Annotated in this window: 23 protein-coding genes; 12 read left to right on the forward strand and 11 right to left on the reverse strand. The window is 67.9% G+C overall.

The window, feature by feature from the left end; all coding sequences use genetic code 11:
* Positions 1 to 36 precede the first annotated feature (36 nt).
* Genes BS74_RS09880 through BS74_RS09905 form a run of 6 tightly spaced genes read left to right on the forward strand, consistent with a single transcriptional unit; the run spans position 37 to position 4,863 of the window.
* Positions 37 to 822: an enoyl-CoA hydratase/isomerase family protein gene (locus tag BS74_RS09880; RefSeq protein WP_038058346.1), complete on the forward strand. Its 786-nt coding sequence runs from the start codon at positions 37 to 39 to the stop codon at positions 820 to 822.
* Between the two features lie 2 nt (positions 823 to 824).
* Entirely contained in the window at positions 825 to 1,535 is a 711-nt protein-coding gene (locus BS74_RS09885) for a pseudouridine synthase (protein ID WP_038058347.1), read from the forward strand.
* On the forward strand, positions 1,532 to 2,077 hold the full coding sequence (gene hpt, locus BS74_RS09890; protein WP_185747724.1) for a hypoxanthine phosphoribosyltransferase: 546 nt from the start codon (positions 1,532 to 1,534) through the stop codon (positions 2,075 to 2,077). The genes BS74_RS09885 and hpt overlap by 4 nt, the downstream gene beginning before the upstream one ends.
* Complete coding sequence (locus BS74_RS09895; protein WP_038058350.1) at positions 2,074 to 2,742, forward strand: queuosine precursor transporter; 669 nt, start codon at positions 2,074 to 2,076, stop codon at positions 2,740 to 2,742. The genes hpt and BS74_RS09895 overlap by 4 nt, the downstream gene beginning before the upstream one ends.
* A complete protein-coding gene (locus BS74_RS09900; RefSeq protein ID WP_038058351.1) occupies positions 2,739 to 3,626 on the forward strand; it encodes an aldo/keto reductase in 888 nt (295 codons plus the stop codon). Before BS74_RS09895 ends, BS74_RS09900 begins: the two co-directional genes overlap by 4 nt.
* 10 nt (positions 3,627 to 3,636) lie before the next feature.
* Positions 3,637 to 4,863: an adenylosuccinate synthase gene (locus BS74_RS09905; RefSeq protein WP_038058352.1), complete on the forward strand. Its 1,227-nt coding sequence runs from the start codon at positions 3,637 to 3,639 to the stop codon at positions 4,861 to 4,863.
* 15 nt (positions 4,864 to 4,878) lie between these two features.
* Here BS74_RS09905 and trpD read toward each other — a convergent pair whose 3' ends face one another.
* The 9 genes from trpD to BS74_RS09950 form a co-directional block, all read right to left on the reverse strand.
* A complete protein-coding gene (gene trpD, locus BS74_RS09910) occupies positions 4,879 to 5,868 on the reverse strand; it encodes an anthranilate phosphoribosyltransferase (RefSeq protein ID WP_038058353.1) in 990 nt (329 codons plus the stop codon).
* Positions 5,856 to 6,437 (reverse strand): anthranilate synthase component II, encoded by a 582-nt coding sequence (locus tag BS74_RS09915; RefSeq protein WP_038058354.1) that lies wholly within the window; start codon positions 6,435 to 6,437, stop codon positions 5,856 to 5,858. The genes trpD and BS74_RS09915 overlap by 13 nt, the downstream gene beginning before the upstream one ends.
* Before the next feature lie 15 nt (positions 6,438 to 6,452).
* Positions 6,453 to 7,874 carry an anthranilate synthase component I gene (trpE, locus tag BS74_RS09920; RefSeq protein WP_038058355.1) on the reverse strand — a complete coding sequence of 474 codons (1,422 nt, stop codon included), beginning with the start codon at positions 7,872 to 7,874 and terminating at the stop codon, positions 6,453 to 6,455.
* Positions 7,875 to 8,054: 180 nt separating this feature from the next.
* Entirely contained in the window at positions 8,055 to 9,605 is a 1,551-nt protein-coding gene (pruA, locus tag BS74_RS09925; RefSeq protein ID WP_038058356.1) for an L-glutamate gamma-semialdehyde dehydrogenase, read from the reverse strand.
* Between the two features lie 12 nt (positions 9,606 to 9,617).
* Positions 9,618 to 10,541: a proline dehydrogenase gene (locus tag BS74_RS09930; protein WP_038058357.1), complete on the reverse strand. Its 924-nt coding sequence runs from the start codon at positions 10,539 to 10,541 to the stop codon at positions 9,618 to 9,620.
* A complete protein-coding gene (locus BS74_RS09935; RefSeq protein ID WP_038058358.1) occupies positions 10,538 to 11,200 on the reverse strand; it encodes a GntR family transcriptional regulator in 663 nt (220 codons plus the stop codon). Before BS74_RS09935 ends, BS74_RS09930 begins: the two co-directional genes overlap by 4 nt.
* Positions 11,201 to 11,276: 76 nt before the next feature.
* Positions 11,277 to 12,089, reverse strand: coding sequence for a hypothetical protein (locus BS74_RS09940; RefSeq protein WP_038058359.1), 813 nt, complete (start codon positions 12,087 to 12,089; stop codon positions 11,277 to 11,279).
* Positions 12,055 to 12,564: a CsgG/HfaB family protein gene (locus tag BS74_RS09945; protein WP_245606114.1), complete on the reverse strand. Its 510-nt coding sequence runs from the start codon at positions 12,562 to 12,564 to the stop codon at positions 12,055 to 12,057. Before BS74_RS09945 ends, BS74_RS09940 begins: the two co-directional genes overlap by 35 nt.
* Before the next feature lie 339 nt (positions 12,565 to 12,903).
* Positions 12,904 to 13,803 carry a DUF4032 domain-containing protein gene (locus BS74_RS09950; protein WP_038058361.1) on the reverse strand — a complete coding sequence of 300 codons (900 nt, stop codon included), beginning with the start codon at positions 13,801 to 13,803 and terminating at the stop codon, positions 12,904 to 12,906.
* Between the two features lie 104 nt (positions 13,804 to 13,907).
* Here BS74_RS09950 and BS74_RS09955 point away from each other — a divergent pair, with 104 nt between their 5' ends.
* Together BS74_RS09955 and BS74_RS09960 are read left to right on the forward strand one after the other, a co-directional pair.
* Entirely contained in the window at positions 13,908 to 15,095 is a 1,188-nt protein-coding gene (locus tag BS74_RS09955) for a glycine C-acetyltransferase (RefSeq protein ID WP_038058362.1), read from the forward strand.
* Complete coding sequence (locus BS74_RS09960; protein WP_038058363.1) at positions 15,096 to 16,301, forward strand: N-6 DNA methylase family protein; 1,206 nt, start codon at positions 15,096 to 15,098, stop codon at positions 16,299 to 16,301. It begins immediately after the preceding gene.
* Here BS74_RS09960 and BS74_RS09965 read toward each other — a convergent pair.
* Positions 16,288 to 16,674, reverse strand: a complete 387-nt coding sequence (locus tag BS74_RS09965; RefSeq protein ID WP_081914591.1) for a hypothetical protein — start codon at positions 16,672 to 16,674, stop codon at positions 16,288 to 16,290. The two genes, BS74_RS09960 and BS74_RS09965, sit on opposite strands and share 14 nt — an antisense overlap.
* A gap of 143 nt (positions 16,675 to 16,817) precedes the next feature.
* On the opposite strand from BS74_RS09965, the gene BS74_RS09970 reads away from it, so the two are divergent.
* Together BS74_RS09970 and hrpB are read left to right on the forward strand one after the other, a co-directional pair.
* A complete protein-coding gene (locus tag BS74_RS09970; protein ID WP_038058365.1) occupies positions 16,818 to 18,725 on the forward strand; it encodes a DNA topoisomerase subunit B in 1,908 nt (635 codons plus the stop codon).
* A 46-nt stretch (positions 18,726 to 18,771) separates the two neighbouring features.
* The gene (gene hrpB, locus BS74_RS09975; protein ID WP_038058366.1) at positions 18,772 to 21,066 is read left to right on the forward strand and encodes an ATP-dependent helicase HrpB; all 2,295 of its coding nucleotides are present in this window, start codon (positions 18,772 to 18,774) and stop codon (positions 21,064 to 21,066) included.
* Here the strand turns inward: hrpB and BS74_RS09980 are convergent.
* Entirely contained in the window at positions 21,063 to 21,491 is a 429-nt protein-coding gene (locus tag BS74_RS09980) for an HAD family hydrolase (RefSeq protein ID WP_038059161.1), read from the reverse strand. The two genes, hrpB and BS74_RS09980, sit on opposite strands and share 4 nt — an antisense overlap.
* A gap of 49 nt (positions 21,492 to 21,540) precedes the next feature.
* Here BS74_RS09980 and BS74_RS09985 point away from each other — a divergent pair, with 49 nt between their 5' ends.
* Together BS74_RS09985 and BS74_RS09990 are read left to right on the forward strand one after the other, a co-directional pair.
* Positions 21,541 to 21,933, forward strand: a complete 393-nt coding sequence (locus BS74_RS09985) for an SCP2 sterol-binding domain-containing protein (RefSeq protein ID WP_038058367.1) — start codon at positions 21,541 to 21,543, stop codon at positions 21,931 to 21,933.
* Complete coding sequence (locus BS74_RS09990; protein ID WP_038058368.1) at positions 21,930 to 22,964, forward strand: alcohol dehydrogenase family protein; 1,035 nt, start codon at positions 21,930 to 21,932, stop codon at positions 22,962 to 22,964. The genes BS74_RS09985 and BS74_RS09990 overlap by 4 nt, the downstream gene beginning before the upstream one ends.
* Positions 22,965 to 23,089 lie beyond the last annotated feature (125 nt).

The following is a 23,089-nucleotide window of genomic DNA, read 5'->3' on the forward strand; positions in this document are numbered from 1 at the left end:
ATTGTATCACCACCCGGTGGGGGGAAGAATGGAGGCATGGACCTGAGTGGCCGTTACCCCAGCCTCGCCTTCGCCTGGCCCCGACCCGGGGTGCTGGAGATCACCCTAAGGGGGGAAAAGCTGAACGCCTTAGGCCCAGGGGCCCACCGGGACCTGGCCCGGATCTGGCGGGACCTCAGGGAGCTGGAGGAGGTGAGGGCCGTGCTCCTAAGGGGCGAGGGCGGGGTCTTCTCCGCCGGGGGCTCCTTCGCCCTCATCGAGGAGATGCGCGCCTCCCACCGGGCCCTGATGCGGGTGTTTTGGGAAGCCAGGGAGCTGGTGGCGGGGCCCTTGGACTTCCCTAGGCCCGTGGTGGCCGCGGTGGAGGGGGTGGCAGTGGGGGCGGGGCTGGCCTTAGCCCTGGCCAGCGACGTGGTGGTGGCGGGCAAGAAGGCCAGGCTCCTGGACGGGCACCTCAGGCTTGGGGTAGCGGCCGGGGACCATGCGGTCCTCCTTTGGCCCCTCCTGGTGGGCCTGGCCAAGGCCAAGTACCACCTTCTTCTGAACGAGCCCCTCACCGGGGAGGAAGCGGAAAGGCTGGGCCTGGTGGCCCTGGCGGTGGAGGACGAGAGGGTGTACGAAAAGGCCCTCGAGGTGGCCGCCCGGCTGGCCGAGGGCCCCAAGGAGGCCCTAGGCCTCACCAAGCACGCCCTGAACAACTGGCTCCACACCTTCCTGCCCCACTTTGAGGTCTCCTTGGCCCTGGAGTTTCTGGGCTTCCAGGGGGAGGAGCTGGAAGAGGGGCTTCGGGCGCTTAGGGAAAAGCGAAAACCCCGGTTCTAGCCATGGAAAGCCCCTTGCGCCTGCAAGCCTTCCTGGCCCGCGCCGGCTTTGGAAGCCGCCGGAAGGCGGAGGAGCTCATCCGCCAAGGCCGGGTGCGGGTGAACGGGGAGGTGGCCCAGCTGGGGCAAAGGGTGGGGCCAGGGGACGTGGTGGAGGTGGACGGGAGGCGGGTGGAACCCCCCGGAAAGCGGGTGGTCCTGGCCCTGCACAAGCCCCGGGGCTACACCACCACCCGCCATGACCCCCACGCCCGGAAGACGGTCTTTGACCTCCTGCCCGATATCCCCGGCCTCCATCCCGTAGGCCGGCTGGACCGGGATTCCGAGGGGCTCCTTCTCCTCACCAACGACGGAAGCCTAACCCTCCGCCTCACCCATCCCCGGTACGGGGTCAAGAAGGTCTACCGGGTTTACACGGAAAGGGGCACCCTGCCCAGGTCCGTCTGCCAGAGGCTCCTGGAGGGGGTGGAGCTGGAGGATGGCCCCGCCCGGGCCCTGGCCTGCCGCCCGGCCCCTGGCGGCGCCCTCCTTACCCTGGCCGAGGGAAGGAAGCGGGAGGTGCGGAGGATGCTCCAGGCCGTGGGCTACCCGGTGAAGAGGCTTCTGCGGTTGCAGGTGGGGCCCATCCGCCTGGGCCGCCTACCCCCGGGGAAGTGGCGGCAGCTTTCCCAGGAGGAGGTGGAGGCCCTTTTGCGGGAAACCTCGGTAGAATGAGGGCCATGTTCACCGCGGGGAATGGACCCGTACAGATCAGCGAGGAGGCCATAGCGAAACGGGTAAGGGAGCTGGGTAGCAAAATCGCCCAGGACTACCAGGGGAAAACCCCCCATCTCATCTGCGTGCTGAACGGGGCCTTCATCTTCATGGCCGACCTGGTCCGGGCCATCCCCTTGCCCCTCACCCTGGACTTCATCTCCATCAGCTCCTACGGGAACGCCTACCGTTCCTCCGGCGAGGTGGAGCTTGTGAAGGACCTCCGCCTTCCCATCCACGGCCGGGACGTGATCGTGGTGGAGGACATCGTGGACACGGGGCTTACCCTCTCCTACCTGCTGGATTACCTCGAGGCCCGCAAGCCCGCCTCCATCCGGGTGGCCGCCCTCCTCTCCAAGCCCAGCCGCCGCCAGGTGGAGGTCCCCATCCACTACCTGGGCTTTGAGATCGAGGACGCCTACGTCTACGGCTACGGCCTGGACCGGACCCAGTTTGACCGCAACCTGCCCTTCATCACCTCCATCCGCCCGGAGGAAGAATGAAGTACCTGGACCTGATCACCGCCCTCTTCGCCACGGTGCTCCTGGTGTCCAACGTGGCCTCCACCAAGCTGGTGGTGCTGGGGCCTTTCACCTTTGACGGGGGCACCCTGCTCTTCCCCTTGGCCTACATCTTCGGCGACGTCCTCACCGAGGTCTACGGCTACCGGAAAAGCCGCCGGGTGATCTGGACGGGCTTTTTCGCCCTCCTCCTCGCCACCCTCACCTTCCAAATGGTGGCCGCCCTCCCTGCCCCCCAGGACGGGGAAAGCCAGCGCTTCGGGGAGGCCTTTGGCCTACTCTTGGGCCTGACCCCCAGGATCGTCCTGGGAAGCCTCCTCGCCTACTTCGCCGGGGAGTTCGCCAACGCCTACGTGCTGGCCAAGCTCAAGGTGCGGACCGAGGGGCGTTTCTTCTGGCTCCGCGCCCTCCTCTCCACCCTGGTGGGCCAGGGGCTGGACACCGGGGTCTTCCTGCTGGTGGCCTTCTACGGGGTCTGGCCCGAGGAGGTGCTCCTGGCCGTCTTCCTCTCCAACTACGCCTTCAAGGTGGGGGTGGAGGCCCTCATGCTCCCCCTCACCTACGGGGTGGTGGGCTTCCTGAAGCGGGCCGAGGGCCTGGACGCCTACGACCGGGACACGGACTTCAACCCCTTCCGCCTGGCATGAACCCCCTCTTCGCCCACCGCATGGGCCTGGGCACCTGGGCCTGGGGCGACCGAATCTTCTGGGGCTACGGCCAGGGCTACGGGGAGGAGGACCTGAAGGCCGCCTTCCGGGCGAGCCTCGAGGGGGGCGTAACCCTTTTGGACACCGCCGAGTTCTACGGGTTCGGCCTGTCGGAGAGGCTCATCGGCCGCTTCATGGCGGAAACCGGCGCCCGCCCCTTCCTGGTCACCAAGTTCTTCCCCTACCCCTGGCGGCTTTCCCGGAAAAGCCTCCTCCGGGCCCTCCGGGGAAGCCTAAAGCGCCTGGGGGTGGAGGCGGTGGACCTTTACCTCCTGCACTGGCCCTGGCCCCCGGTGCCCCTCAGGGTCTGGGCCGAGGCCCTGGCCGAAGTCCAGGAACGGGGCCTGGCCCGGGGGGTGGGGGTTGCCAACTGCTCCTTGGCCCAGCTGGAGGAGGTCAAGGGCGTCCTGGACCGGCACGGGGTGCCCCTCCTGGCCCACCAGGTGGAGCATAGCCTTCTGGTGCGGGACTGGGAAGCCCACCTCCCAGCCCTCCGCCGGGAGGGCATCGCCCTCATGGCCTACAGCCCCTTGGCCATGGGCTGGCTCACGGGCAAACTGGACCCGAAAAACCCCCCCAGGAGCTACCGGGGGGCCAAGTACCGCCCCTTTTTGGAACGGGTGAGGAGGCTTTTACCCCTCCTGCGGGCGCTGGCGGAGGCCAAGGGGGTTAGCCCGGCGGCCATCGCCCTCCGCTACCTGATGGAGAAGGGGGCCCTGCCCATCCCTGGGGCCAAGAACGCCCATCAGGCCCAGCAAAACGCCCAGGCCCTGCGCATTGTCCTCGGTCCAGAGGAGATGGCCCTCCTGGAGGAGGCGTCGTAAGCTTAAGGGGATGCCGGGAGTCGCCATCATCGGGGCACAGTGGGGGGACGAGGGCAAGGGGAAGGTGGTGGACGCCCTGGCCCAGGAGGCCGATTACGTGATCCGCTACCAAGGGGGGGCCAATGCCGGGCACACGGTGGTGGCGGAAGGCCGGGTCTTCAAGCTGAACCTTCTGCCCTCGGGGGTCATCCACCCCCATGCGGTGAACATCCTGGGAGACGGGATGGTGATCGATCCCTTCCGCTTCCAGGAGGAGCTTTCGGCCTTGGAAAGGGAGGGCTTCCGCCCCCAGGTCCTGGTCTCCGAGCGGGCCCACCTGGTCCTGCCCCACCACAAGCACGTGGAAAGCCGCCACAACTTCGTGGGCACCACCGGCCGGGGCATCGGCCCCGCCTACTCCGACCGGGCGCGAAGGGTGGGGATCCGGGCGGGGGACCTCTTGAGGGAAGACGTCCTGCGGGAAAGGGTGCGCCGCCTCCTCCTGGAAAAGCCCAACTCCACCCGGGAGGCGGGCTGGGACACGGAGGAAAAGGCCCTGGCCGATCTCCTGAGGATGCGGGAGATCCTGGCCCCCTTCGTGGCCGACACGGGAAGCCTCCTGCGGGAGGCCCTGAAGCGGGGCAAGCGCCTCCTCTTTGAGGGGGCCCAGGCCACCCTCTTGGACCTCAACTACGGCACCTACCCCTACGTGACCAGCTCCCACCCCACCGTGGGGGGCATCCTGGTGGGCACGGGGCTTTCCCACAAGGCCATCACCAAGGTGTACGGGGTGGCCAAGGCCTACGCCACCCGGGTGGGGGAAGGCCCCTTCCCCACGGAACTCACCGGGGACCTGGCCCATTACCTAAGGGAAAGGGGCGGGGAGTACGGCACCACCACGGGCAGGCCCCGGCGGGTGGGCTGGCTGGACCTGGTGGCCCTCAAGTACGCCTGCGAGGTGAACGGCTTTGACGGCCTGGCCCTCACCAAACTGGACGTGCTCTCGGGGCTGGAGAAGGTGAAGGTGGCGGTGGAGTACCTGGATGGGGCCCGGCCCGGGGAGGCGGCCCCCGAGGCGGTGCGCTACCTGGAGCTTGCGGGCTGGGGGGACCTCTCCGGGGTGCGAAGCCGGGAGGACCTTCCCCCTTCCCTAAGGCGCTACCTCGAGCTCATAGAGGAATACACCGGGGTGCCCGTGGTCCTCTTCTCCACAAGCCCCAGGCGGGAGGACACCTTTGGGGCGGTGAGCTGGGTGTAAAGGGCTTCCTAAGGCTCACCCCTTGAGGAAGGCCACATAGCGCTCCAAAAGCCCGTAGGCCTCCCCCGAGGCCAGGACCTCCTGGGCCAGGCGCACCCCCTCCCTGAGGGAAGGAACCTTTCCCGCGGCATAGAAGCCCGCCCCCGCCGCCAGGGCCACCCCTTGGGCGTGGGGGCCCTTCTCCTCTCCCCTGAGGATCCTTTTGGCCAGCTCGGCGTTCTCCCCTGGGGAACCCCCCTGGAGGGCCTCGAGGGGATAAGCCTCCAGCCCCACCTCCTCCGGGGTAAGGGTGTAGGCCCCCCTTCCCACCTCCACCACCTGGTTCTCCCCCAGCACGAGCTCGTCCGCCCCCTCCCCGTGGACCACGAGCCCCTTGGCCCCCAGGCGCCCCAGGGCCTCGGCCATGGGGGTAAGCCACCTTGGGCTGAAGACCCCCAGCACGTAGCGGTCGGCCCCTGCGGGGTTGGTGAGGGGGCCCAGGAGGTTGAACACGGTGCGGATACCAAGCTCCGCCCGCACCGGGGCCACGTGGCGCATGGCGGGGTGGAAGAGGCGGGCGAAGAGGAAGCCAAAGCCCAGCTCCTCAATGGCCTCCCCCACCCTTTCGGGCGGGGCCTCCAGGTCCACCCCCAAGGCCTCGAGGAGGTCCGCCGAGCCCGCACGGGAGCTGGCCGCCCGGTTCCCGTGCTTGGCCACCGCCACCCCCCCCGCCGCCGCCACCAGGGCCCCCAGGGTGGAGAGGTTCAAAAGCCCCTTGTGGTCCCCTCCCGTGCCCACGATGTCCAAAAGGGGCCTGCGGCTTACGGGGATACGCCGGGCCGCCTCCCGCATGGCCCTGGCCATGGCGGCGATCTCGGAAGGGGACTCCCCCCTAAGGGCCAAGGCGGTGAGCACCCCTGCCATCTGCACCGGGGAAAGCTCCCCCCGCATCATGGCCCCCATGAGCCCATAGGCCTCCTCCTCGGTAAGCACCTCGCCCCAAAGCGCCCGCTTCACTGCCTCCATGGGTCCTCCAGAAAGTTCTTAAGGATGATCTTACCCGCCTCCGTGAGGTAGCTTTCCGGGTGGAACTGCACCCCGTGGGTGGGGTAGTGCCGGTGGCGGAAGCCCATCACCGTGCGCCCCCCCGCCTCTTCCACCCAGGCGTTCACCAGGAGGTCCTCCGGCACCGCCTCCACCACCAGGGAGTGGTAGCGGGTGGCGGGGAAGGGGTTGGGAAGGCCGCGGAAAACCCCGGTGCCGTCGTGGTGGATCTCGCTCACCTTGCCGTGCATGATCACCGGGGCCGGCACCACCTTCCCGCCAAAGGCCATGCCGATGGCCTGGTGCCCCAGGCAGACCCCGAGGATCGGGTAGCGGGGGGCGTAGCGGCGGATGAGGGGGAGGGAAAGCCCCGCCTCGAGGGGGGTGCAGGGCCCGGGGCTTATCAGGATGCGGTCCGGGTCCAAGGCCTCCACCTCCTCCAGCTCAAAGCGGTCGTTCCGCCACACGATGGGCTCTGCCCCAAGTTCCCCCAGGTGCTGCACCAGGTTGTAGGTGAAGCTATCGTAGTTGTCAATCACGAGCACCCTCACGTCGCCCTCCTCCAGTCATAGCCCCTCCTCCGCCATCTCCACCGCCCTCAAGAGGGCCCTGGCCTTGTTCCAGCACTCCTCGTACTCCCTCTCCGGCACCGAGTCCGCCACGATCCCCGCCCCCGCCTGCACGTGCATCTTCCCATCCGCGATCACGAAGGTGCGCAAGGTTAAGGCCATGTCCATGGCCCCGTGGTAGGCCAGGTAGCCGAAGCTCCCCCCATAAGGCCCCCGGCGGTGGGGCTCCAGCTCCTCGATGATCTCCATGGCCCTGATCTTGGGGGCCCCCGAGACCGTGCCCATGGGAAGCACGCTGGCCAAGGCGTCCAAGGGGGTTTTGCCCTCCGCCAACACCCCTTCCACCGTGGACACCAGGTGCATCACATGGGAGTACCCCTCCACGTGCAAAGGCTCCAGAACCCGCACCGTGCCGAAGGCGGAAACCCGGCCGATGTCGTTGCGGGAAAGGTCCAGGAGCATCACGTGTTCCGCCCGCTCCTTCTCGTCCTTTAGAAGCTCCTCCGCCAGCCTCCGGTCCTCCTCCTCGTCCCTCCCCCGGGGCCGGGTGCCGGCGATGGGCCGGGTGACCACCTTGCGCCCATCGGAGCGGAGGAGGCTTTCGGGGCTCGCCGAGACCAAGACCACCTCCCCCAGGTCCAGATAGCCCATATAGGGGCTCGGGTTCACACTGCGGAGGGCCCGGTAAAGGGCGAAGGGGTGCACGGTAAGGGGGGAGGAAAGCCGCAAGGAGAGGACCACCTGGAAGATGTCCCCGGCGCGGATGTAGGCCAAGGCCCGTTCCACCGCCTCGAGGTACTCCTCCCGGCTCATGTTGGGCGCAAAACGGGCCCTTCCCCCGGGGCGCTCCCCGGGCACGCCGGGAAGGGGGCCTTTCAGCCTCCTTTCGGCCCAAAGAAGGCGGGCCTCGGCCTCCTCCGGCCCCGCCCCCGGGGCCACCAGGTGGAGGAGGTTTTTCAAGTGGTCAAAGACCGCCACCACCTCGGGCTCCACGAAGAGGAGGTCGGGAAGGCCCAGGTCGTCGGGCTTGAGGGAGGGCAGGCGCTCGTAGTAGCGGATGAGGTCGTAGGCGGCGTAGCCCACCACCCCCCCGAAGAAGGGGGGCAGGTCGGGAGGGCCCCCGAGGCCGGGATCCCCTAGCCCCTCGGGCTGACCCAGGGGGGCGTGGACCGCCTCGTAAAGGGTGCGCAAGGGGTCTTGGGTTTCCACCCTTTCCCCGTTGAGGGTGAAGACCCCGTCCTTGAGCCGGAAGGTGCGCCTCGCCCCCACCCCCACGATGGAGAAGCGGCTTTGCCTTCCCCGCTCCACCGACTCCAGAAGGAAGCTCACGGAGGCCTTCTCCGAAAGCTTCAGGTAGGCGGTCACCGGGGTTTCCAGGTCGGCGAGCAGGGTCTTGCGTAAGGGCCTGAGGGTTGCCATCCCACCTCCTAAAGGAAGCCCCCGGGGTGTACCCCGGGGGAAAGACCACCTCCGCCCCGGGGCCTAGCCGGGCCACCAGCGGGCGGCCAAAAGGGTCATGCCCCTAGGATAGCCCAAACCCCCCCAGGGGTCTAGGGGGGTCTTGGGCCTACCTTGGGAACCCTCGCCCTGGCGAGGCCTTCAGAAGCGCTCCGCCACGGTCTTCATCTGCAGGAAGTGGAGAAGGTAGTCGGGCCCCCCGGCCTTGGTGTCGGTGCCGGAGAGGTTAAAGCCGCCGAAGGGCTGGACCCCCACCAAGGCCCCGGTGATCTTGCGGTTGAAGTAAAGGTTCCCCACGTGGAACTCCCGCCTGGCCCTTTCCAGGTGCTCCCGCTTGCGGGAGTAGACCCCGCCCGTGAGGCCGTAGACGGTGTTGTTGGCCACCTCGAGGGCCTCCCCGAAATCCTTCACCCGGATCACGGAAAGCACCGGGCCGAAAATCTCCTCCTGGGCGATCCTGGCCGTGGGGGACACCTCGGTGAAGATGGTGGGGGCGATGAAGTAGCCCTCTCCCTCCAGGCGCTTTCCCCCAAGGACCAGCCGGCCCTCCCCCTGGCCGAGGGCGATGTAGGAGAGGACCTTTTCCTCCTGGGCCTTGGAGGCCACGGGGCCCAGGTCGGGGTTCTCCTCGGCGGGGCCCACCACCAGGCGCTCGGCCCGCCGCAAAACCCTTTCCATCAAGGGTTCAAAGGCCCCTTCGGTGACGATGAGGCGGCTTGCCGCGGAGCACTTCTGCCCCTGGAAGCCATAGGCGGAGACCAAGATGCCCTCGGTGGCCGCCTCAAAATCCGCGGTCTCGTCCACGATGATGGCGTCCTTGCCCCCGAGCTCCAGGAAGACCCGCTTGATCCAGCGCTGGCCCGGGGCCAGCCTGGCCGCCCTCTCGTGGATCCAAAGCCCCACCTCGAGGCTCCCCGTGAAGTTGATGAAGCGGGTTCTGGGGTGCTCCACCAGATAGGCCCCCACCTCCCGCCCCTCCCCAGGCAGGAAGTTCACCACCCCAGGGGGAAAGCCCGCCTCGTGGAAGATCTCAAAGACCTTGGCGGCGATGACGGGGGTATCCTCCGCGGGCTTGGCCACCACGGTGTTCCCCACGGCCACCGGCCCGGCGATCATCCCCGTGAAGATGGCAATGGGGAAGTTCCAAGGGGCGATGACCACCCCGGCCCCCAGGGGGATGTAGAAGCTTTCGTTATCCTCCCCCGGAAAGGGCACCACCTCCACCGAGGGGTACTTGTACTTGAGGGCCTGGCGGGCGTAGTACTCCAGGAAGTCAATGGCCTCGGCCACCTCGGCGCTGGCCTCGAGCCAGTTCTTGCCGATCTCGTAGACCAAGGTGGCCTCCAGCTCCCGCCGCCTCCGCTTCATGAGAGCGGCGGCCTTTAGAAGAAGGCGGCTCCGGTCCTCCTGGGGCCAGTCCTTCCAGGTGCTAAAGGCCCGCCAGGCGGCCTCCAGGGCGGCTTCCGCCTCCGAAGGCCCGGCCTTGGCGGTGCTCCCCACCACCTCGCTGGGAGCCGAGGGGTTGAGGGATAGGATCTTCTCCCGGGTATCGGCCCAGGCCCCATCGATGTAAAGGCCCCAGTGCCGGCCAAACTCGGCCCTGACCCGCCTCAAGGCCTCGCGCATCTCCCGCCTGGCCTCCTCCGTCCCGAAGGTCTCTATGGGCTGGTTGCGAAAAGGTTCCACCGTCATGCCGCACCTCCTTTAGCCTCCCAAGAGGCTTCGCAGCACCAAAAACAGGTTCTCGGGCCGTTCGGCGATGCGCCGGGATAGGTAGGGGTACCAGTCCTTGCCGTAGGGCACGTAGGCCCGCACGGTGTAGCCCTCCCCAGCCAGGCGCCTTTGCTCCTCGGGGCGCACCCCGTAGAGGAGCTGGAACTCAAAGCGGTCCTTGGGGATGCCCATGGCCTGGGTGTAGCGCTTCACCTCGGCGATGAGGCGGGGATCGTGGGTGGCGAAGGCCACGTAAAGCCCTTCCTTTAGGGCGAGCTTCCCCAAATGCAAAAACTCGGCGTCGATGAGGCGCTTATCCCCGTAGGCCACCTCCTTGGGCTCCCGGTAGGCCCCCTTCACCAAGCGCAGGTTGGGCCGGTAGGGCAGGAGCTCCCAGAAGTCCTTTTCCGTGCGGTAGAGGTAGCTTTGCAAGACCAAGCCCACCCCGCTAAACCCCTCCTCCCGCAGGGCCTTGTAGAGGCGCAAGGTGGCCTCTACCCGGGGGGAGTCCTCCATGTCCATGCGCACAAAGACCCCCCTGGGCTCGGCCTCGCGGAGGATGCCCCGCATGAGCTCCAGGGCCAGGGCCTCGGAAAGGTCCAGGCCCAGCTGGGTGAGCTTGAGGGAGACGTACTTGGGCCAGGGGCGCCCGGAGATCGTCCGCACCAGCTCCAAGATGCCCTCCTGGAAGGCCCGGGCCTCCTCCTCGCTCCTCACCATCTCCCCCAGGAGGTCCAAGATGGCGTGCACCCCTCCCGCCTCCAGCCTCTCCGCCGCCTGGAGGGCCTCCTCCAGGGTCTCCCCCGCCACATAGCGGCGGACCAGGCTCCTGGCCCGGGTCTTGATGAGGCCCTCCACCTTAGGGTTTCCCGCCACGGAAAGCACCGCCTGCCGATACACGAGGTCCAGGTTCATACCCCTCCTTTCCGAAGCCGCGCCACCACCAGGTCGCGGAAGCGCCCCACGTGGGCCTCCACCGCCCGCTTGGCCCCTTCCGGGTCCCGCCTTCTTAGGGCCTCGAGGATGGCCCAGTGCTCCTTGCGGGTGGCCTCCTCCTGGGAGAGGGTGGGAAGGGCGCTCCTCACCAGGGCCAGGCTGGAGAGGAGGTCCTCGTAAAGGCGGTAAAGGGTCTTGTTCCCGGAAAGGCGCACCAAGGCCCGGTGGAACTCCAGGTCCCGGCGCATCTGCTCGGGGTAGTCCTCAGGAGGGGCCTCGTCGATGGCCTTAAGGCGGGCCTCCAGGTCGGCCAGCTCCCAAGGGGTGGCCCTCAGGGCCGCCTCCCGCGCGGCTTCCCCCTCCAGGAGGGCCCTGACCCCATAGACCTCCTGGACCTCCTCGAGGCTGAAGACCCGAACCCTGGCGCCCTTCCCCGGCACCAGCTCCACCAATCCCTCCTCGGTGAGGCGCATAAGGGCCTCCCGCACGGGGGTACGGGAAACCCCCAGCTCCTGGGCCAAAAGGGGCTCGGAGAGGCGCTCCCCCGGGGCAAACCTTCCGGAGAGGAGGAGCTCCTTGAGGTGCCGGTACACCGCCTCCCGCACCTGGTTGGGTCGGCGGAAGCCCAGGGTCTGCATCCTGTATACAGAGTAAGGACGATCCAGGGCCAAAATCAAGGGCGGGGAAACCCCCGCCCCTCAAAATCCATCCCCCTCAGCGTACCCGGGCCTCTATGGCAAAGCCGCTCACCTCCGTAATCTCTAAGGGGAGGAGCTGAAGGCTTTCTAGAAGCGCTGCCAGCTCGTCCACGGACCCTTGGAAGACCACCTCGGCCTCGAGGACGCCGTTGGCGAAGCTTTTACGCTCAGCCGAGACCACACCCTTCTGAGCTCCAAGCTCCCTTAGGAGCACGGAAGCATCGGTGAAGCCCTTAAGGCCAGTTACCGTCAAGCGAACCACGGGGCTGGCTCCCGAAGCGGAAAAGTTTTGCTTGCGCAATTCCTGCCCCACCTGTCTGCCCAGGTTGCGCAGGGCCGCAAAAGCCGCTTCCCGCTCGGAGGTACCGGTCCCTGTCTGGGACGGACTCCAACTGCCCACCACTTGGCCTGTACTGGCCATCACCAGCCGCACGTCCGCCGTAGCCTTGTAGGTGTAGAAGGTGGCCACGTTGGTCCGAGTGGCAAGGACGCGGGAGGTGAAGACCCGGCTTACCACCAAGGCGTCAGCCTTAAAGTTGGTGGCCAAGGTGATGGCCGCCAAGGCGTCCCCCTGCACCAGGCGGGTGAGAAGCTGCCGGTCCGCCACCCTTTGCACCTGGGCGGCGTCCAGCACCCGAAAGCCCCCCTGCAAGAGTTCTTCCCGTAAAGCCGCCTCGTAAAGACCCGCCTCCTCATCCCACCAATGCTCACCTTGGCTCACAAGGACGAGGGTTTTGGGCCCTTGGCCCAAGGCCATCCCCAAAATCAGGGTGGCCAGAAGGAGAAAAAGGCGCCTAAGGCTGCTGGTAAGGTTTTCCGTCCGGCGCATACTTGAAGTAGCTCCTGGGTGTACGCTTAATGATCTCCTCCACCGCCTTAGAGGTCATCACAGCCAAGGCTTTGCCCATGGGGGTCTTCTCGTACTGCTTCAACCCCCCCCCAAGGGCAGCGCCCGGACCCAAGATCCCCAGGAGACCCCCGTAATCCACATCCGTGGCCTCGCCCTCCACGCGGAAAGCGGAAACGATAGCGCCGCTTTGGGCGTCCACGATCCGCATGTCCACCGCAACGTACGAGCGTTTCTGTCCACCACCGAAGGCACCCAAGAGGCCCCCCAGAATACCACCACCACCCCCCCGGGTACCGCCCGCATCGGGCTCAAAAGCGGTTATGGAACCCACCACCAAAAGCTCAGCCCCCTGCAAGTTGAGGGGTTTGCCCCCGAGGTAGGCTTCTTGTTGAATTTGCGCAAGCACCGAGCGGTCGTAGAGAATGAAGTGGTTGGTGTTGATCAGGGCGGTCATCAAGAGCTCTGAGATGGAAGCCCCAACGCCCGGAGGGCACTGGGCTGCCGCGCAGATGAAGTTGGCCACCACCGCTTTGGCCCGTGGCCCCGTGTAGTTGGCATAGGGATTTTCGCCCTCCAAGCCTGAAGAAGTCTTGGTGGTGACGCTGGGAGCGCAAGCCGCTAAAACCGCCAATAAAACCACACCAAGAAGGCCAAGGCCTTTTCTCATAGGGTTCACCTCACTCCTAGGCACCTAGGATAATTTCTAGGCACCTACTTTAGAATTTTAGTGCTCTCGTAAGGAACGGTCAAGTACAGATGAACAACCATCAAGACATGCCAGGGCTAAGCTTGCCTATTTACCCCACCGAGCCCTTAGCCACGCCTTGAGCCCACCCCCCATCCGCTTCCACCACGGCCCAAACCGGGCCTCGTAGCTCCGGGCCGCCTCCTCGGGGGAGAGGTCCACCCCGAGCTCCCGGGCCAGGAAGTAGCGGTGGTCCATGACCCAGAGGTAAAGGTCGGCTTCGGTGCGCCCGGGGAACTCAGCCAGGAGCCCGAGCTTCCGAATAGCCTCCACCGTGGGCCTGTAGAGGTTCTGGTACCAGTCCACCACCGCCTCCTCCCAGGGGATCTCCCGGCCCTCCTCGAGGCCCCGGAAGTACCTCCGGGTGGCGATGTGGTCCAAGAGGAGGTCGTAGCGGCCCAAGGTGGTGAAGCGGATCTCCTCCGCCTCGGGAACCAGGTCCTTAAGCCGGGTCTTCTCCAGAAAGTGCGCGTACTCCGCCTTCAGGATCAGGTCCTTGGGGGTATCCCCGGGCTCCACGGGCACGGGCACCTCCAAGGCGATGACGTAGGCGTCAATGAACCGTTGCCCCGTGGCCTTGGCCAGGGCCACCCGGTGGTTTCCGTCCTTGACGAAGTAGGCCTCCCCCACCTGGTAGACCTCAATGGGGGGGAAAACGGTCCCGGCAAGCTCCAGGGCCCTAAGGCGCTTCCAGCGCTCCAGGGTGTGGGGGGTTTTGGGCAGGAAGTGGCGGTCAAAGTCCTCGTAACGGTCCACCGAGCCCACCACTTTGTCCACCTCAATGGTGCGGAGGCCCAGGTGGTGCTCCCCCCTGGGGCGCAGGGCCAGGGCCTGGTGGAAGGGCAGTAGGGTGTCCGGCTCCCCCTTGAGGCGGTGGAGGAGCTCTTGGAACCTCACCCGGCGCTCCAGCCGCTCGGCCTCGGTCTCCGCCTGCCACACCCCCCTCATGGAAGCGCTACCACCTCCCAATCCCAGGGTAGCATCCCCCTGTCAGGGGAGTGTGAAACCCCCCACCTGGACAGGGGGGGTTTACCGGGGTTTAGAGTAGGGGCATGAGCCTGTCCTTGCGCGCCCGCGTGCAGAGCGAGCTGGAGCGGCTGAAGCGGGAAGGGCTTTACATCCGCCCCCGGGTCCTCGAGGCCCCCCAGGAGCCCGTGACCCGGGTGGAGGGGCGGGAGGTGGTGAACCTCGCCTCCAACAATTACCTGGGCTTCGCCAACCATCCCTACCTGAAGGAGAAAGCCCGCCAGTACCTGGAAAGGTGGGGGGCAGGTAGCGGCGCCGTGCGCACCATCGCCGGCACCTTCACCTACCACCTGGAGCTGGAGGAAGCCCTGGCCCGCTTCAAGGGCACGGAAAGCGCCTTGGTCCTGCAGTCGGGCTTCACCGCCAACCAGGGGGTGCTGGGGGCGCTGCTGCAGGAGGGTGACCTGGTCTTTTCCGATGAGCTCAACCACGCCAGCATCATTGACGGCCTCCGCCTCACCAAGGCCACCCGTTTGGTCTACCGCCATGCGGACGTGGCCCACCTGGAGGAGCTCCTCAAGACCCACGACACCGAAGGCCTCAAGCTCATCGTCACCGACGGGGTTTTCTCCATGGACGGGGACATCGCCCCCCTGGACCGCATCGTCCCCTTGGCGAAGCGGTACGGGGCGGTGGTCTACGTGGACGACGCCCACGGGAGCGGGGTCTTGGGGGAGATGGGCAAGGGCACGGTGCACCACTTTGGCTTCCACGCCGACCCCGACGTGATCCAGGTGGCCACCCTCTCCAAAGCCTGGGCGGTGGTGGGCGGGTACGCCGCCGGGGCCTTGGAGCTCAAGGACCTCCTCATCAACAAGGCCCGCCCCTTCCTCTTCTCCACCAGCCATCCCCCAGCGGTGGTGGGGGCCCTTTTGGGAGCCTTGGAACTCATCCAGAAAGAGCCCGAACGGGTGGAAAGGCTTTGGGAGAACACCCGCTACTTCAAGAGGGAGCTTGCCCGCATGGGCTACGACACCCTGGGAAGCCAGACCCCCATCACCCCCGTCCTCTTCGGCGAGGCCCCCCTGGCCTTTGAGGCCAGCCGCCTCCTCCTGGAAGAGGGGGTTTTCGCGGTGGGGATCGGCTTCCCCACCGTGCCCAGGGGCAAGGCCAGGATCCGCAACATCGTCACCGCCGCCCACACGAAGGAGATGCTGGACCGGGCCCTCGAGGCCTACGAAAAGGTGGGCCGGAAGCTAGGCGTCATCCGCTAGATGGCTGGCCCTGCCCTCCCCTCCCGGAGCCTGGGCCAGGTGCCCACCCCCAAGGCCCTGGTGGAGTTCATGGTGGGCCTGGCGGAGGCCCCCAAGGGGGGCCGGGTGCTGGAGCCCGCCTGCGGGGAAGGACCCTTCCTAAGGGCCTTCCGCGAGGCCCACGGCACCGGCTACCGCTTCCTGGGGGTGGAGGTGGACCCTCTGGCCTTGGACCTACCCCCCTGGGCGGAGGGGGTGCGGGGGGACTTCCTCCTCTGGGAACCCGGGGAGGGGTTCGACCTCATCCTGGGCAACCCCCCCTACGGAGCCCTGGGGGCGGGGGCCAGGCTTTCCCCCGAGCGCCGCCAGGCCTACCGGGAGCGCTTCGCCACCTGGCGGGGGCGGTACAACCTCTACGGGGCTTTCCTGGAAAAGGGGGTGCGCCTTCTAAAGCCGGGTGGGGTTTTGGTCTACGTGGTCCCCGCGGGCTGGATGGTGCTGGAGGAGTTCGGAAGGCTCCGGACCTTCCTGGCCCGGGAGGGGGCTTTGGAGGTCTTCTACCTGGGCCGGGCCTTCCCCGGCCTCAAGGTGCGGGCCACGGTGGTGCGCTTCCGCAAGGGGGGCAAGGGGCTAAGCCTCTACGAGGCGGAAGGGCTTCGCCCCCAAAGCCCCACCCTGCTCCTCCAGGACCCCGCCTGGCAGGGGGAGATGATCCGCTTCCCCGACCCCCAGGCCCTGGGGATGGAGGCCAGGGGGATACCTTTGGGGGAGGTGTTCCACCTCCGTTTCGCCGCGCGAAGCCCTGAGATCCAAGCCCACCCCCTTACCCGCAAGGAGCCAGGCCCCGGCCTGGTGCCTGTGCTCACGGGAAGGAACTTGAAGCCGGGAGAGATCGACTACGAAACCCCCTACTCCGGCCTCTACTTCCCCAAGGCGGCCGTGGACCTCCTGAAGCCCTTCTACGCCACCCCCCACCTGGTGGTGGCCCACACCCGCCACTACCGGGTGGTGGCCGCCTGGGACGGGCGGGCCTACCCCTGGCGGGAGGAGTTCCACCTCCTCCCCAAGGAGGGGGTGCGCCTGGACCCGGAGGCCCTGGTGGCCTACCTGAACAGCCCCCTGGTCCAGGCCTACTACCGGGGCCTCTACCGGGAGGTGGTGCCCCACCTCACCCGGCCCATGCTGGAGCGCCTCCCCCTGCCCCAAGACCTGGTCAGCGCCCGGTGAAGTAGACCCGGAGCACCAGCCCCACGGCGAAGAGGAGGCCCAGGGCCACGAAGACCTCCGGGCGCCTGGGGGGGTCTTTGAGCCCCCGGTGGAACCAGCCCCCGGGCTCGAGGCCCCCCAGGTAGTGAAGCCCTGCCGCCAGGAGGAGGCCGTAGAGGAGGTGGAGGCCGTCCTTGGGCCTGAGGCCCGCCCAAAGGAGGAGGAACCCCAGGACCACCTGGAGAATGGCCACCCAGGCGGCACCCCGCAGAACCCGGTAAAAAAGCGCCGGCAAGGGCCGGAAAAACCCCCTGACCCCCCCTAGGGCCAAGCCCAGCACCGCCACCAGCAGGACCACGCCCAAAAGGGAGTGAAGGAAAAGCAAAGCTGGCACGGCGGGCATCCTACAGGCTCGTGCGGGTCCGGGGCAAGGCCAATAATCGGTAATGAACACAGGAAGATGGGGAAGGGGGCATCCCGCCGAGGCCCATGGTTAAGGCAAAACTCCCGGACCGCGCCCTGTGGTATACTAAGGGGGTGAGCTACGACGCATCCGCCATTAAGGTGCTCAAGGGCCTGGAAGGGGTGCGCCACCGCCCGGCCATGTACATCGGGGGCACGGGGGTGGAGGGCTACCACCACCTCTTCAAGGAGATCCTGGACAACGCCGTGGACGAGGCCCTGGCGGGCTACGCCACGGAGATCGTCACCACCCTCAATCCCGATGGCTCCCTCACCGTGGAGGACAACGGCCGGGGCATCCCCGTGGACCTGATGCCCGAGGAGGGCAAGCCCGCGGTGGAGGTCATCTACACCACCCTGCACTCGGGGGGCAAGTTTGAAAGCGGGGCCTACAAGGTCTCCGGGGGCCTCCACGGGGTGGGGGCCAGCGTGGTGAACGCCCTCTCCGAGTGGACGGTGGTGGAGGTGTTCCGGGAAGGAAGGCATTACCGCATCGCCTTCAGCCGGGGGGAGGTCACCGAGCCCCTTCAGGTGGTGGGCCCCGCCCCCACGGGCAAAAGGGGCACCCGGGTCACCTTCAAGCCCGACCCCCTGATCTTCGGGAACCTGGCCTTTGACCCCAGCAAGATAAGGGCCCGCCTGCGGGAGGTGAGCTACCTGGTGGCGGGGCTGAAGCTCCTCTTCAAGGACCTGCAGCACGGGCGGGAGGAGGTCTTCCTGGACAAGGGGGGCGTGGCCTCCTTCGCCAAGGCCTTGGCGGAAGGGGAGGAGCTTCTCTACGAGAAGCCCTTCCTCCTTCGGGGCCAGGAGGGGGACGTGGAGGTGGAGGTGGGCCTCATCCACACCAAGGGCTACACCGCGGAGATCCTCACCTACGCCAACATGATCCCCACCCGGGACGGGGGCACCCACCTCACCGCCTTCAAGGGCGCCTACAGCCGGGCCCTCAACCAGTACGCCAAGAAGGCGGGCCTCAACAAGGAAAAGGGCCCCCAGCCCACGGGGGATGACCTCTTGGAAGGGCTTTACGCCGTGGTGAGCGTGAAGCTTCCCCAGCCCCAGTTTGAGGGGCAGACCAAGGGGAAGCTTTTGAACCCCGAGGCGGGAAGCGCCGTAAGCCAGGTGGTCTACGAGAAACTCTTGGAGATCTTGGAGGAGAACCCCCGCATCGCCAAGACGGTTTACGAGAAGGCCCTGCGGGCGGCCCAGGCCCGGGAGGCCGCCCGGAAGGCCCGGGAGCTCGTTAGGCGGCAAAACCCCCTGGAGTCCGACGACCTTCCCGGGAAGCTCGCTGACTGCCAGACGGAAAACCCCATGGAGGCGGAGCTTTTCATCGTGGAGGGGGACTCGGCGGGGGGTAGCGCCAAGCAGGGGCGGGACCGGCGCTTCCAGGCCATCCTCCCCTTGAGGGGCAAGATCCTCAACGTGGAAAAGGCGGGGCTATCCAAGGCCCTCAAAAACGCCGAGGTGCGGGCCATGGTGTCGGCCATCGGGGCGGGGATCGGGGGGACGGGGGACGAGGCCCACTTTGACCTCGAGGGCCTCCGCTACCACAAGATCATCATCATGACCGATGCCGACGTGGACGGCAGCCACATCCGCACCCTTCTCCTCACCTTCTTCTACCGCTACATGCGGCCCCTGATCGAAAAGGGGCACGTCTACATCGCCCAGCCTCCCCTCTACCGCCTGCAGGTGGGGAAGAAGGTGGAGTACCTCTACTCCGAGGAGGAGCTTTCCGCCCGCCTTCGGGAGCTTGAGGGGAAAAGCTTTGAGGTGCAACGCTTCAAGGGCCTGGGGGAGATGAACCCCGAGCAGCTTTGGGAGACCACCATGAACCCGGAGAAAAGGGTGCTCAAGCGGGTGGAGCTCCAGGACGCCCTCGAGGCCAGCGAGCTTTTTGAGAAGCTCATGGGGCAGGAGGTGGGCCCCAGGCGGGAGTTCATTGAGGAGCATGCCCGCTACGCGGAGCTGGACATCTAAGCGCCCGGGGTAGCTTTCGCCTAGGTGGGATAGCTAACAAAAAGCGATGGCGGACTGGCTGGACCAAGGGGTGGCCCTCCTCCAAAAGGAGGGCCGCCTCCTCCTGGTGGCCCCCCCGGGGACGGGCAAGAGCACCCTCTTTCCCCTAAAGGTGCTCCGGGCCCTTCCCGGCAAGGTGCTCCTCTTTGAGCCCCGGCGGGTGGCGGCCCGGGCGGTGGCGGCCCGCCTGGCGGAAAACCTGGGGGAGGCCTTGGGGCGGACGGTGGGCTACCGGGTGCGCCTGGAGGGGAAGGAGAGCGGGGCCACCCGGCTCCTGGTGATGACCGAGGGCCTCCTCACCCGGCTCCTCCTGGAGGACCCGGCCCTCGAGGGGGTTTCCGCCGTTCTCCTGGACGAGGCCCACGAGCGCCACCTGGAGTCCGACCTGGCCCTGGCCCTCCTCCTCAGGGTGCAGGAGACCCTGAGGCCCGACCTGAAAATCGCCCTCCTCACCGCCACCCCGGACGAGGAGCTAAGGCGGGCCTTTTCCGGGGCGGTCTTGGAGGTGGAAGGGAAGGGCCACCCGGTGGAGGTCCTCCACCTGCCCAAACCCCCGGAGGGCCCCCTGGAACCCCTGGCCGCCCGCTACGCCAAAAAGGCCTTCCTGGAGGGGGAAGGCGACGTTTTGGTCTTTCTGCCGGGCAAAGCCGAGATCGAAAGGACCAGGAGGCTCCTGGAGGGCCTTCCCGCCTTCCCCCTCCACGGGGGGCTTCCCCTTTCCCAGCAGATGGCCCTCCTAAGGCCAGGCCCAAGGAGGATCGTCCTGGCCACGGACGTGGCGGAAACCAGCCTCACCCTGCCGGGGGTGCGGGTGGTGGTGGACAGCGGGCTTGCCAGGAAGCCCCGCTTTGACCCCCGCACGGGCCTCACCCGCCTGGCCCTGGTGCGCATCCCCGAGGCCTCCGCCCGGCAGCGGGCGGGGCGGGCCGGACGCACGGGGCCTGGGCGGGTGTACCGCCTCTACCCCGAAGGCCCCTTCCCCCCCAAAAGGCCCGAGGTGCTGGAGGCGGACCTCTCCCGGGCCCTCCTCCTGGCCCTGGCCTTGGGGGAAAGGCTGGAGGCCCTGCCCCTCCCCACCCCGCCGCCCCAAGGGGCCCTCGAGGCCGCCTGGAACCTCCTCGGGCTCCTGGGGGCGGTGGAGGGGGAGGGCCTCACCCCCTTGGGGCAGAGGATGCTCCTCCTGCCCACCCACCCCCGCCTGGCCCGCATGGTCCTGGAGGCGGAAGGCCTCGGCCTCCTCCCCCTGGCCGCCGACCTCCTGGCCCTTCTGGAGGAGCGGGACCCCTTGGAGGGGGAGGCGGACCTTTTGGAGAAGCTTGCGGGGGTCCTAAAGGCCCGCCGGGAGGGCCGGGGGGCCTTCTTGGGGGTGGAGCGGGTCTCCGCGCTTTGGCGGGGGAGGCTTAGGGTGCCTCCCCTGCAAAGCCTCCCCGCCCCGGAGGCGGTGGGGAGGCTCCTTCTGGCCGCCTACCCCGACCGGGTGGCGGAAAGGGTGGCCCCCGGGCGCTACCGCCTGGCCACCGGCCCCCTCCTGCGCCTCTCGGGGGAGGGCCCGCCTTACCTGGTGGCGGTGGGAGCGGAGGCGGGCCCCAAGGAGGGGCGCATCCTCCTCTTCGCCCCCCTGGCCCGGGAAGACCTCCTGGAGCGGGCGGAGGTGGCCGCCTGGACGGGGTGGGAGGAGGGGAGGCTCAAGGGGTACCTGGAGCGGCGCTACGGGGCCATCGCCCTGGAGCGGGTGGCGGTGGACCCAGGCCCGCCCGCAGAAGCCCACCTGCGGGAGGCCCTGAAGGAGGGGCTTCCCCTCCCCGAGGAGGCCCGGCAGGTCCTTCTGCGCCTCTCCTTTTTGAAGGCCCACGGGGTGGCGGTGCCGGAGCTCTCCGAGGAGGCCCTCCTCAAGGACCTCTCCTGGCTCCTCCCCTGGACAGGGGAGGTGAGGCGGCAGGAGGACCTGAGGGCCCTTCCCTGGAAGGAGATCCTCCTCTCCCTCCTGGGGGAGGCCCGGAGGACCCTGGAGGAGCTCGCCCCCGAGGCCCTCCCCCTGCCCTCCGGGAGGCGGAAGCGCCTGGAGTACCGCCAAGACGCCCCGCCCCTCCTCTCCTTGCGCATCCAGGAGGCCTTCGGCCTGCGGGAGACCCCCAGGGTTTTGGGGGGGAAGGTTCCCGTGGCGGTGGCCCTCCTCTCCCCCGCGGGGCGCCCGGTGCAGGTGACCCAGGACCTGGGGGGCTTCTGGGAACGGCACTACCCCAGGGTGCGGCAGGAGCTCATGCGCCGCTACCCCAAGCACCCCTGGCCGGAACGGCCCTAAGGGCGGAAGACCTCCGCCTGGAAGCCCAAGGCCCTAGCCCTTGCCACCAGGAGGGGGTTGTCGTCCAGGTAGAGGGCCTCCTCCGGGGAAAGCCCTAAGGAGCGTAGGGCTAGGGCGACGGCCTCCAGCTTCTCCGGGTGGAAGAAGGCCCGGTAGCCCTCAGGGGGCGGGAGGTCGGAAACGAGATGAAAGGGCTCGGGGAAGGGGTGGGCCCGGGGGCGGAAGGCCAGGGGGTAAAGGCGTCTTGCCCCGGGGAAGAGGGCCTCCAGGACCCCTGGCCCCTCCGCCTTGAGGCGGGGGAGGAGGCGGTAAAAGGCCTCGGAGAGGTAAAAGGGGGGCTCCCCGCCCGCCTCGGAGAGGAGGCGGAGGAGCCTGGGCTCCACCGGCTCGCAAAAGACCCCGGAGAGGTCCAGGAGGTAGACCACCTTTCCAAGGTATCGCAAAGGGTTTATGCTCGGTGCAAAGGAGGCGAGCATGGAACTTTTCTCCCCAGCCTGGGCCGAGGCCTACTGCCAGAAGCTCAACGAAAGCGAGGCCTACAAGAAGGCGGCGGCCACCTGGGAGGGCTCCTTGGCCCTAAGGGTGCGTCCCGACCCCTCCTTGGGCTTCCCCGAGGGGGTGGCGGTGGTCCTGGACCTCTGGCACGGGGCGTGCCGGGGCGTGCGGGTGGTGGAGGGGGAAGCGGAGGCGGACTTCGTGATCGAGGCCGACCTCGCCACCTGGCGGGAGGTGCTGGAGGGGCGCCTCGAGCCCCTCATGGGCCTGATGCGGGGGTTTTTGGAGCTGAAGCGGGGCTCCATCGCCGCCTTGGCCCCCTACGCCCAGGCGGCCCAGGAGCTGGTCAAGGTGGCCCGGGAGGTCCCATGAGGGCCGTGGTGTACCAGGGCCCCTTCCAGGTGGCGGTGACGGAGGTGCCCGAACCCCAGCTGGAGGCGGAAACCGACGCCCTCGTGGAGGTGGAGCTCGCCGCCATCTGCGGCTCGGACCTGCACATCTACCACGGCAAGATCGCCGGGGTCCTGCCGGGCACCGTCTTGGGCCACGAGTTCGTGGGCCGGGTGGTGGCCAAAGGACCCCTGGTGCCCTTCGCCCTGGGGGAGAGGGTGGTGGGGAGCTTCCAGGTGGCCTGCGGGGAGTGCCCCGCCTGCCGCAAGGGGCAGTACTTCGCCTGCCTGCAGGGAGGCGTCTTCGGCTTCGGCCTGGCCCTGGGGAACCTGGCGGGGGCCCAGGCGGAAAGGGTGCGGGTGCCCTTCGCCCGGCAAAGCCTCTTCCCCATCGGGGACCTGCCCGCGGAGGAGGCCATCCTGGCCGGGGACATCCTCACCACCGCCTACGGGGGGGTAAGGCCCTTCCTCAGCCCGGGGATGAGCGTGGCCGTGGTGGGCTCGGGGCCGGTGGGCCTCATGGCCCAGGCGGTGGCCCACGCCCTGGAGGCGGGGCTGGTGATGGCCATAGACCCGGAGGAAAGCCGCCTGGAAATGGCAAGGGCCTTAGGAAGCCTCCCCTTGAACCCCAAGAAGGAGGACCCCGTGGCCCGGGTGCGCCGCGAAACGGAGGGCCTGGGGGCGGAGCTGGTGGTGGAGGCGGTGGGCGGGGACGGGGAGGCGCTGAAGCTGGCCCTCCGCCTTGCCGGGCCCGGGGGCACCGTGTCCAGCCTCGGGGTGCCCACCGCGGAGAGGCTGGACTACCCCTGGCTTTCCGCCTTCAGCCGGGGCATCACCTTGAAAAGCTCCCTGGCCAACATCCCCCGTTGGATTGGGGAGGTCCTGGCCTTGCAAAGGGCGGGGAGGCTTAAGGGGAGCTTCGTCTTCAGCCACCGCCTGCCCCTCGAGGAGGCCCCCGAGGGCTACCGCCTCTTCCACGAGCGGCAGGCCACCAAGGTGGCCCTGGTGCCCTAAAAGCAAAACCGCCGCCCGCAGGCGGCTTCTTCCTCTGACTCCTTTATTTTACCACGGTTTGCCGGTATGTAAAGGGGTATGCAGAAAAACCCGTTCCCAAGGGGGCGGAGAACCCCAAGGGACCC

It is taken from the genome of Thermus amyloliquefaciens, from assembly GCF_000744885.1.
Lineage (GTDB): Bacteria > Deinococcota > Deinococci > Deinococcales > Thermaceae > Thermus > Thermus amyloliquefaciens.

Bases quoted from the DNA above. Each gene is read 5' to 3' on its own strand.
- BS74_RS09895 (WP_038058350.1), top strand. From the start codon at position 2,074: ATGAAGTACCTGGACCTGATCACCGCCCTCTTCGCCACGGTGCTCCTG.
- BS74_RS09930 (WP_038058357.1), bottom strand. From the start codon at position 10,541: ATGAACCTGGACCTCGTGTATCGGCAGGCGGTGCTTTCCGTGGCGGGA.
- BS74_RS09945 (WP_245606114.1), bottom strand. From the start codon at position 12,564: ATGACCGCCCTGATCAACACCAACCACTTCATTCTCTACGACCGCTCG.
- BS74_RS09960 (WP_038058363.1), top strand. From the start codon at position 15,096: ATGGCTGGCCCTGCCCTCCCCTCCCGGAGCCTGGGCCAGGTGCCCACC.
- hrpB (WP_038058366.1), top strand. From the start codon at position 18,772: ATGGCGGACTGGCTGGACCAAGGGGTGGCCCTCCTCCAAAAGGAGGGC.
- BS74_RS09935 (WP_038058358.1), bottom strand. From the start codon at position 11,200: ATGCAGACCCTGGGCTTCCGCCGACCCAACCAGGTGCGGGAGGCGGTG.
- BS74_RS09880 (WP_038058346.1), top strand. From the start codon at position 37: ATGGACCTGAGTGGCCGTTACCCCAGCCTCGCCTTCGCCTGGCCCCGA.
- trpD (WP_038058353.1), bottom strand. From the start codon at position 5,868: ATGGAGGCAGTGAAGCGGGCGCTTTGGGGCGAGGTGCTTACCGAGGAG.
- BS74_RS09885 (WP_038058347.1), top strand. From the start codon at position 825: ATGGAAAGCCCCTTGCGCCTGCAAGCCTTCCTGGCCCGCGCCGGCTTT.
- hpt (WP_185747724.1), top strand. From the start codon at position 1,532: ATGAGGGCCATGTTCACCGCGGGGAATGGACCCGTACAGATCAGCGAG.
- BS74_RS09950 (WP_038058361.1), bottom strand. From the start codon at position 13,803: ATGAGGGGGGTGTGGCAGGCGGAGACCGAGGCCGAGCGGCTGGAGCGC.
- BS74_RS09940 (WP_038058359.1), bottom strand. From the start codon at position 12,089: ATGCGCCGGACGGAAAACCTTACCAGCAGCCTTAGGCGCCTTTTTCTC.
- BS74_RS09985 (WP_038058367.1), top strand. From the start codon at position 21,541: ATGGAACTTTTCTCCCCAGCCTGGGCCGAGGCCTACTGCCAGAAGCTC.
- BS74_RS09905 (WP_038058352.1), top strand. From the start codon at position 3,637: ATGCCGGGAGTCGCCATCATCGGGGCACAGTGGGGGGACGAGGGCAAG.
- BS74_RS09955 (WP_038058362.1), top strand. From the start codon at position 13,908: ATGAGCCTGTCCTTGCGCGCCCGCGTGCAGAGCGAGCTGGAGCGGCTG.
- BS74_RS09900 (WP_038058351.1), top strand. From the start codon at position 2,739: ATGAACCCCCTCTTCGCCCACCGCATGGGCCTGGGCACCTGGGCCTGG.
- BS74_RS09990 (WP_038058368.1), top strand. From the start codon at position 21,930: ATGAGGGCCGTGGTGTACCAGGGCCCCTTCCAGGTGGCGGTGACGGAG.
- trpE (WP_038058355.1), bottom strand. From the start codon at position 7,874: ATGGCAACCCTCAGGCCCTTACGCAAGACCCTGCTCGCCGACCTGGAA.
- pruA (WP_038058356.1), bottom strand. From the start codon at position 9,605: ATGACGGTGGAACCTTTTCGCAACCAGCCCATAGAGACCTTCGGGACG.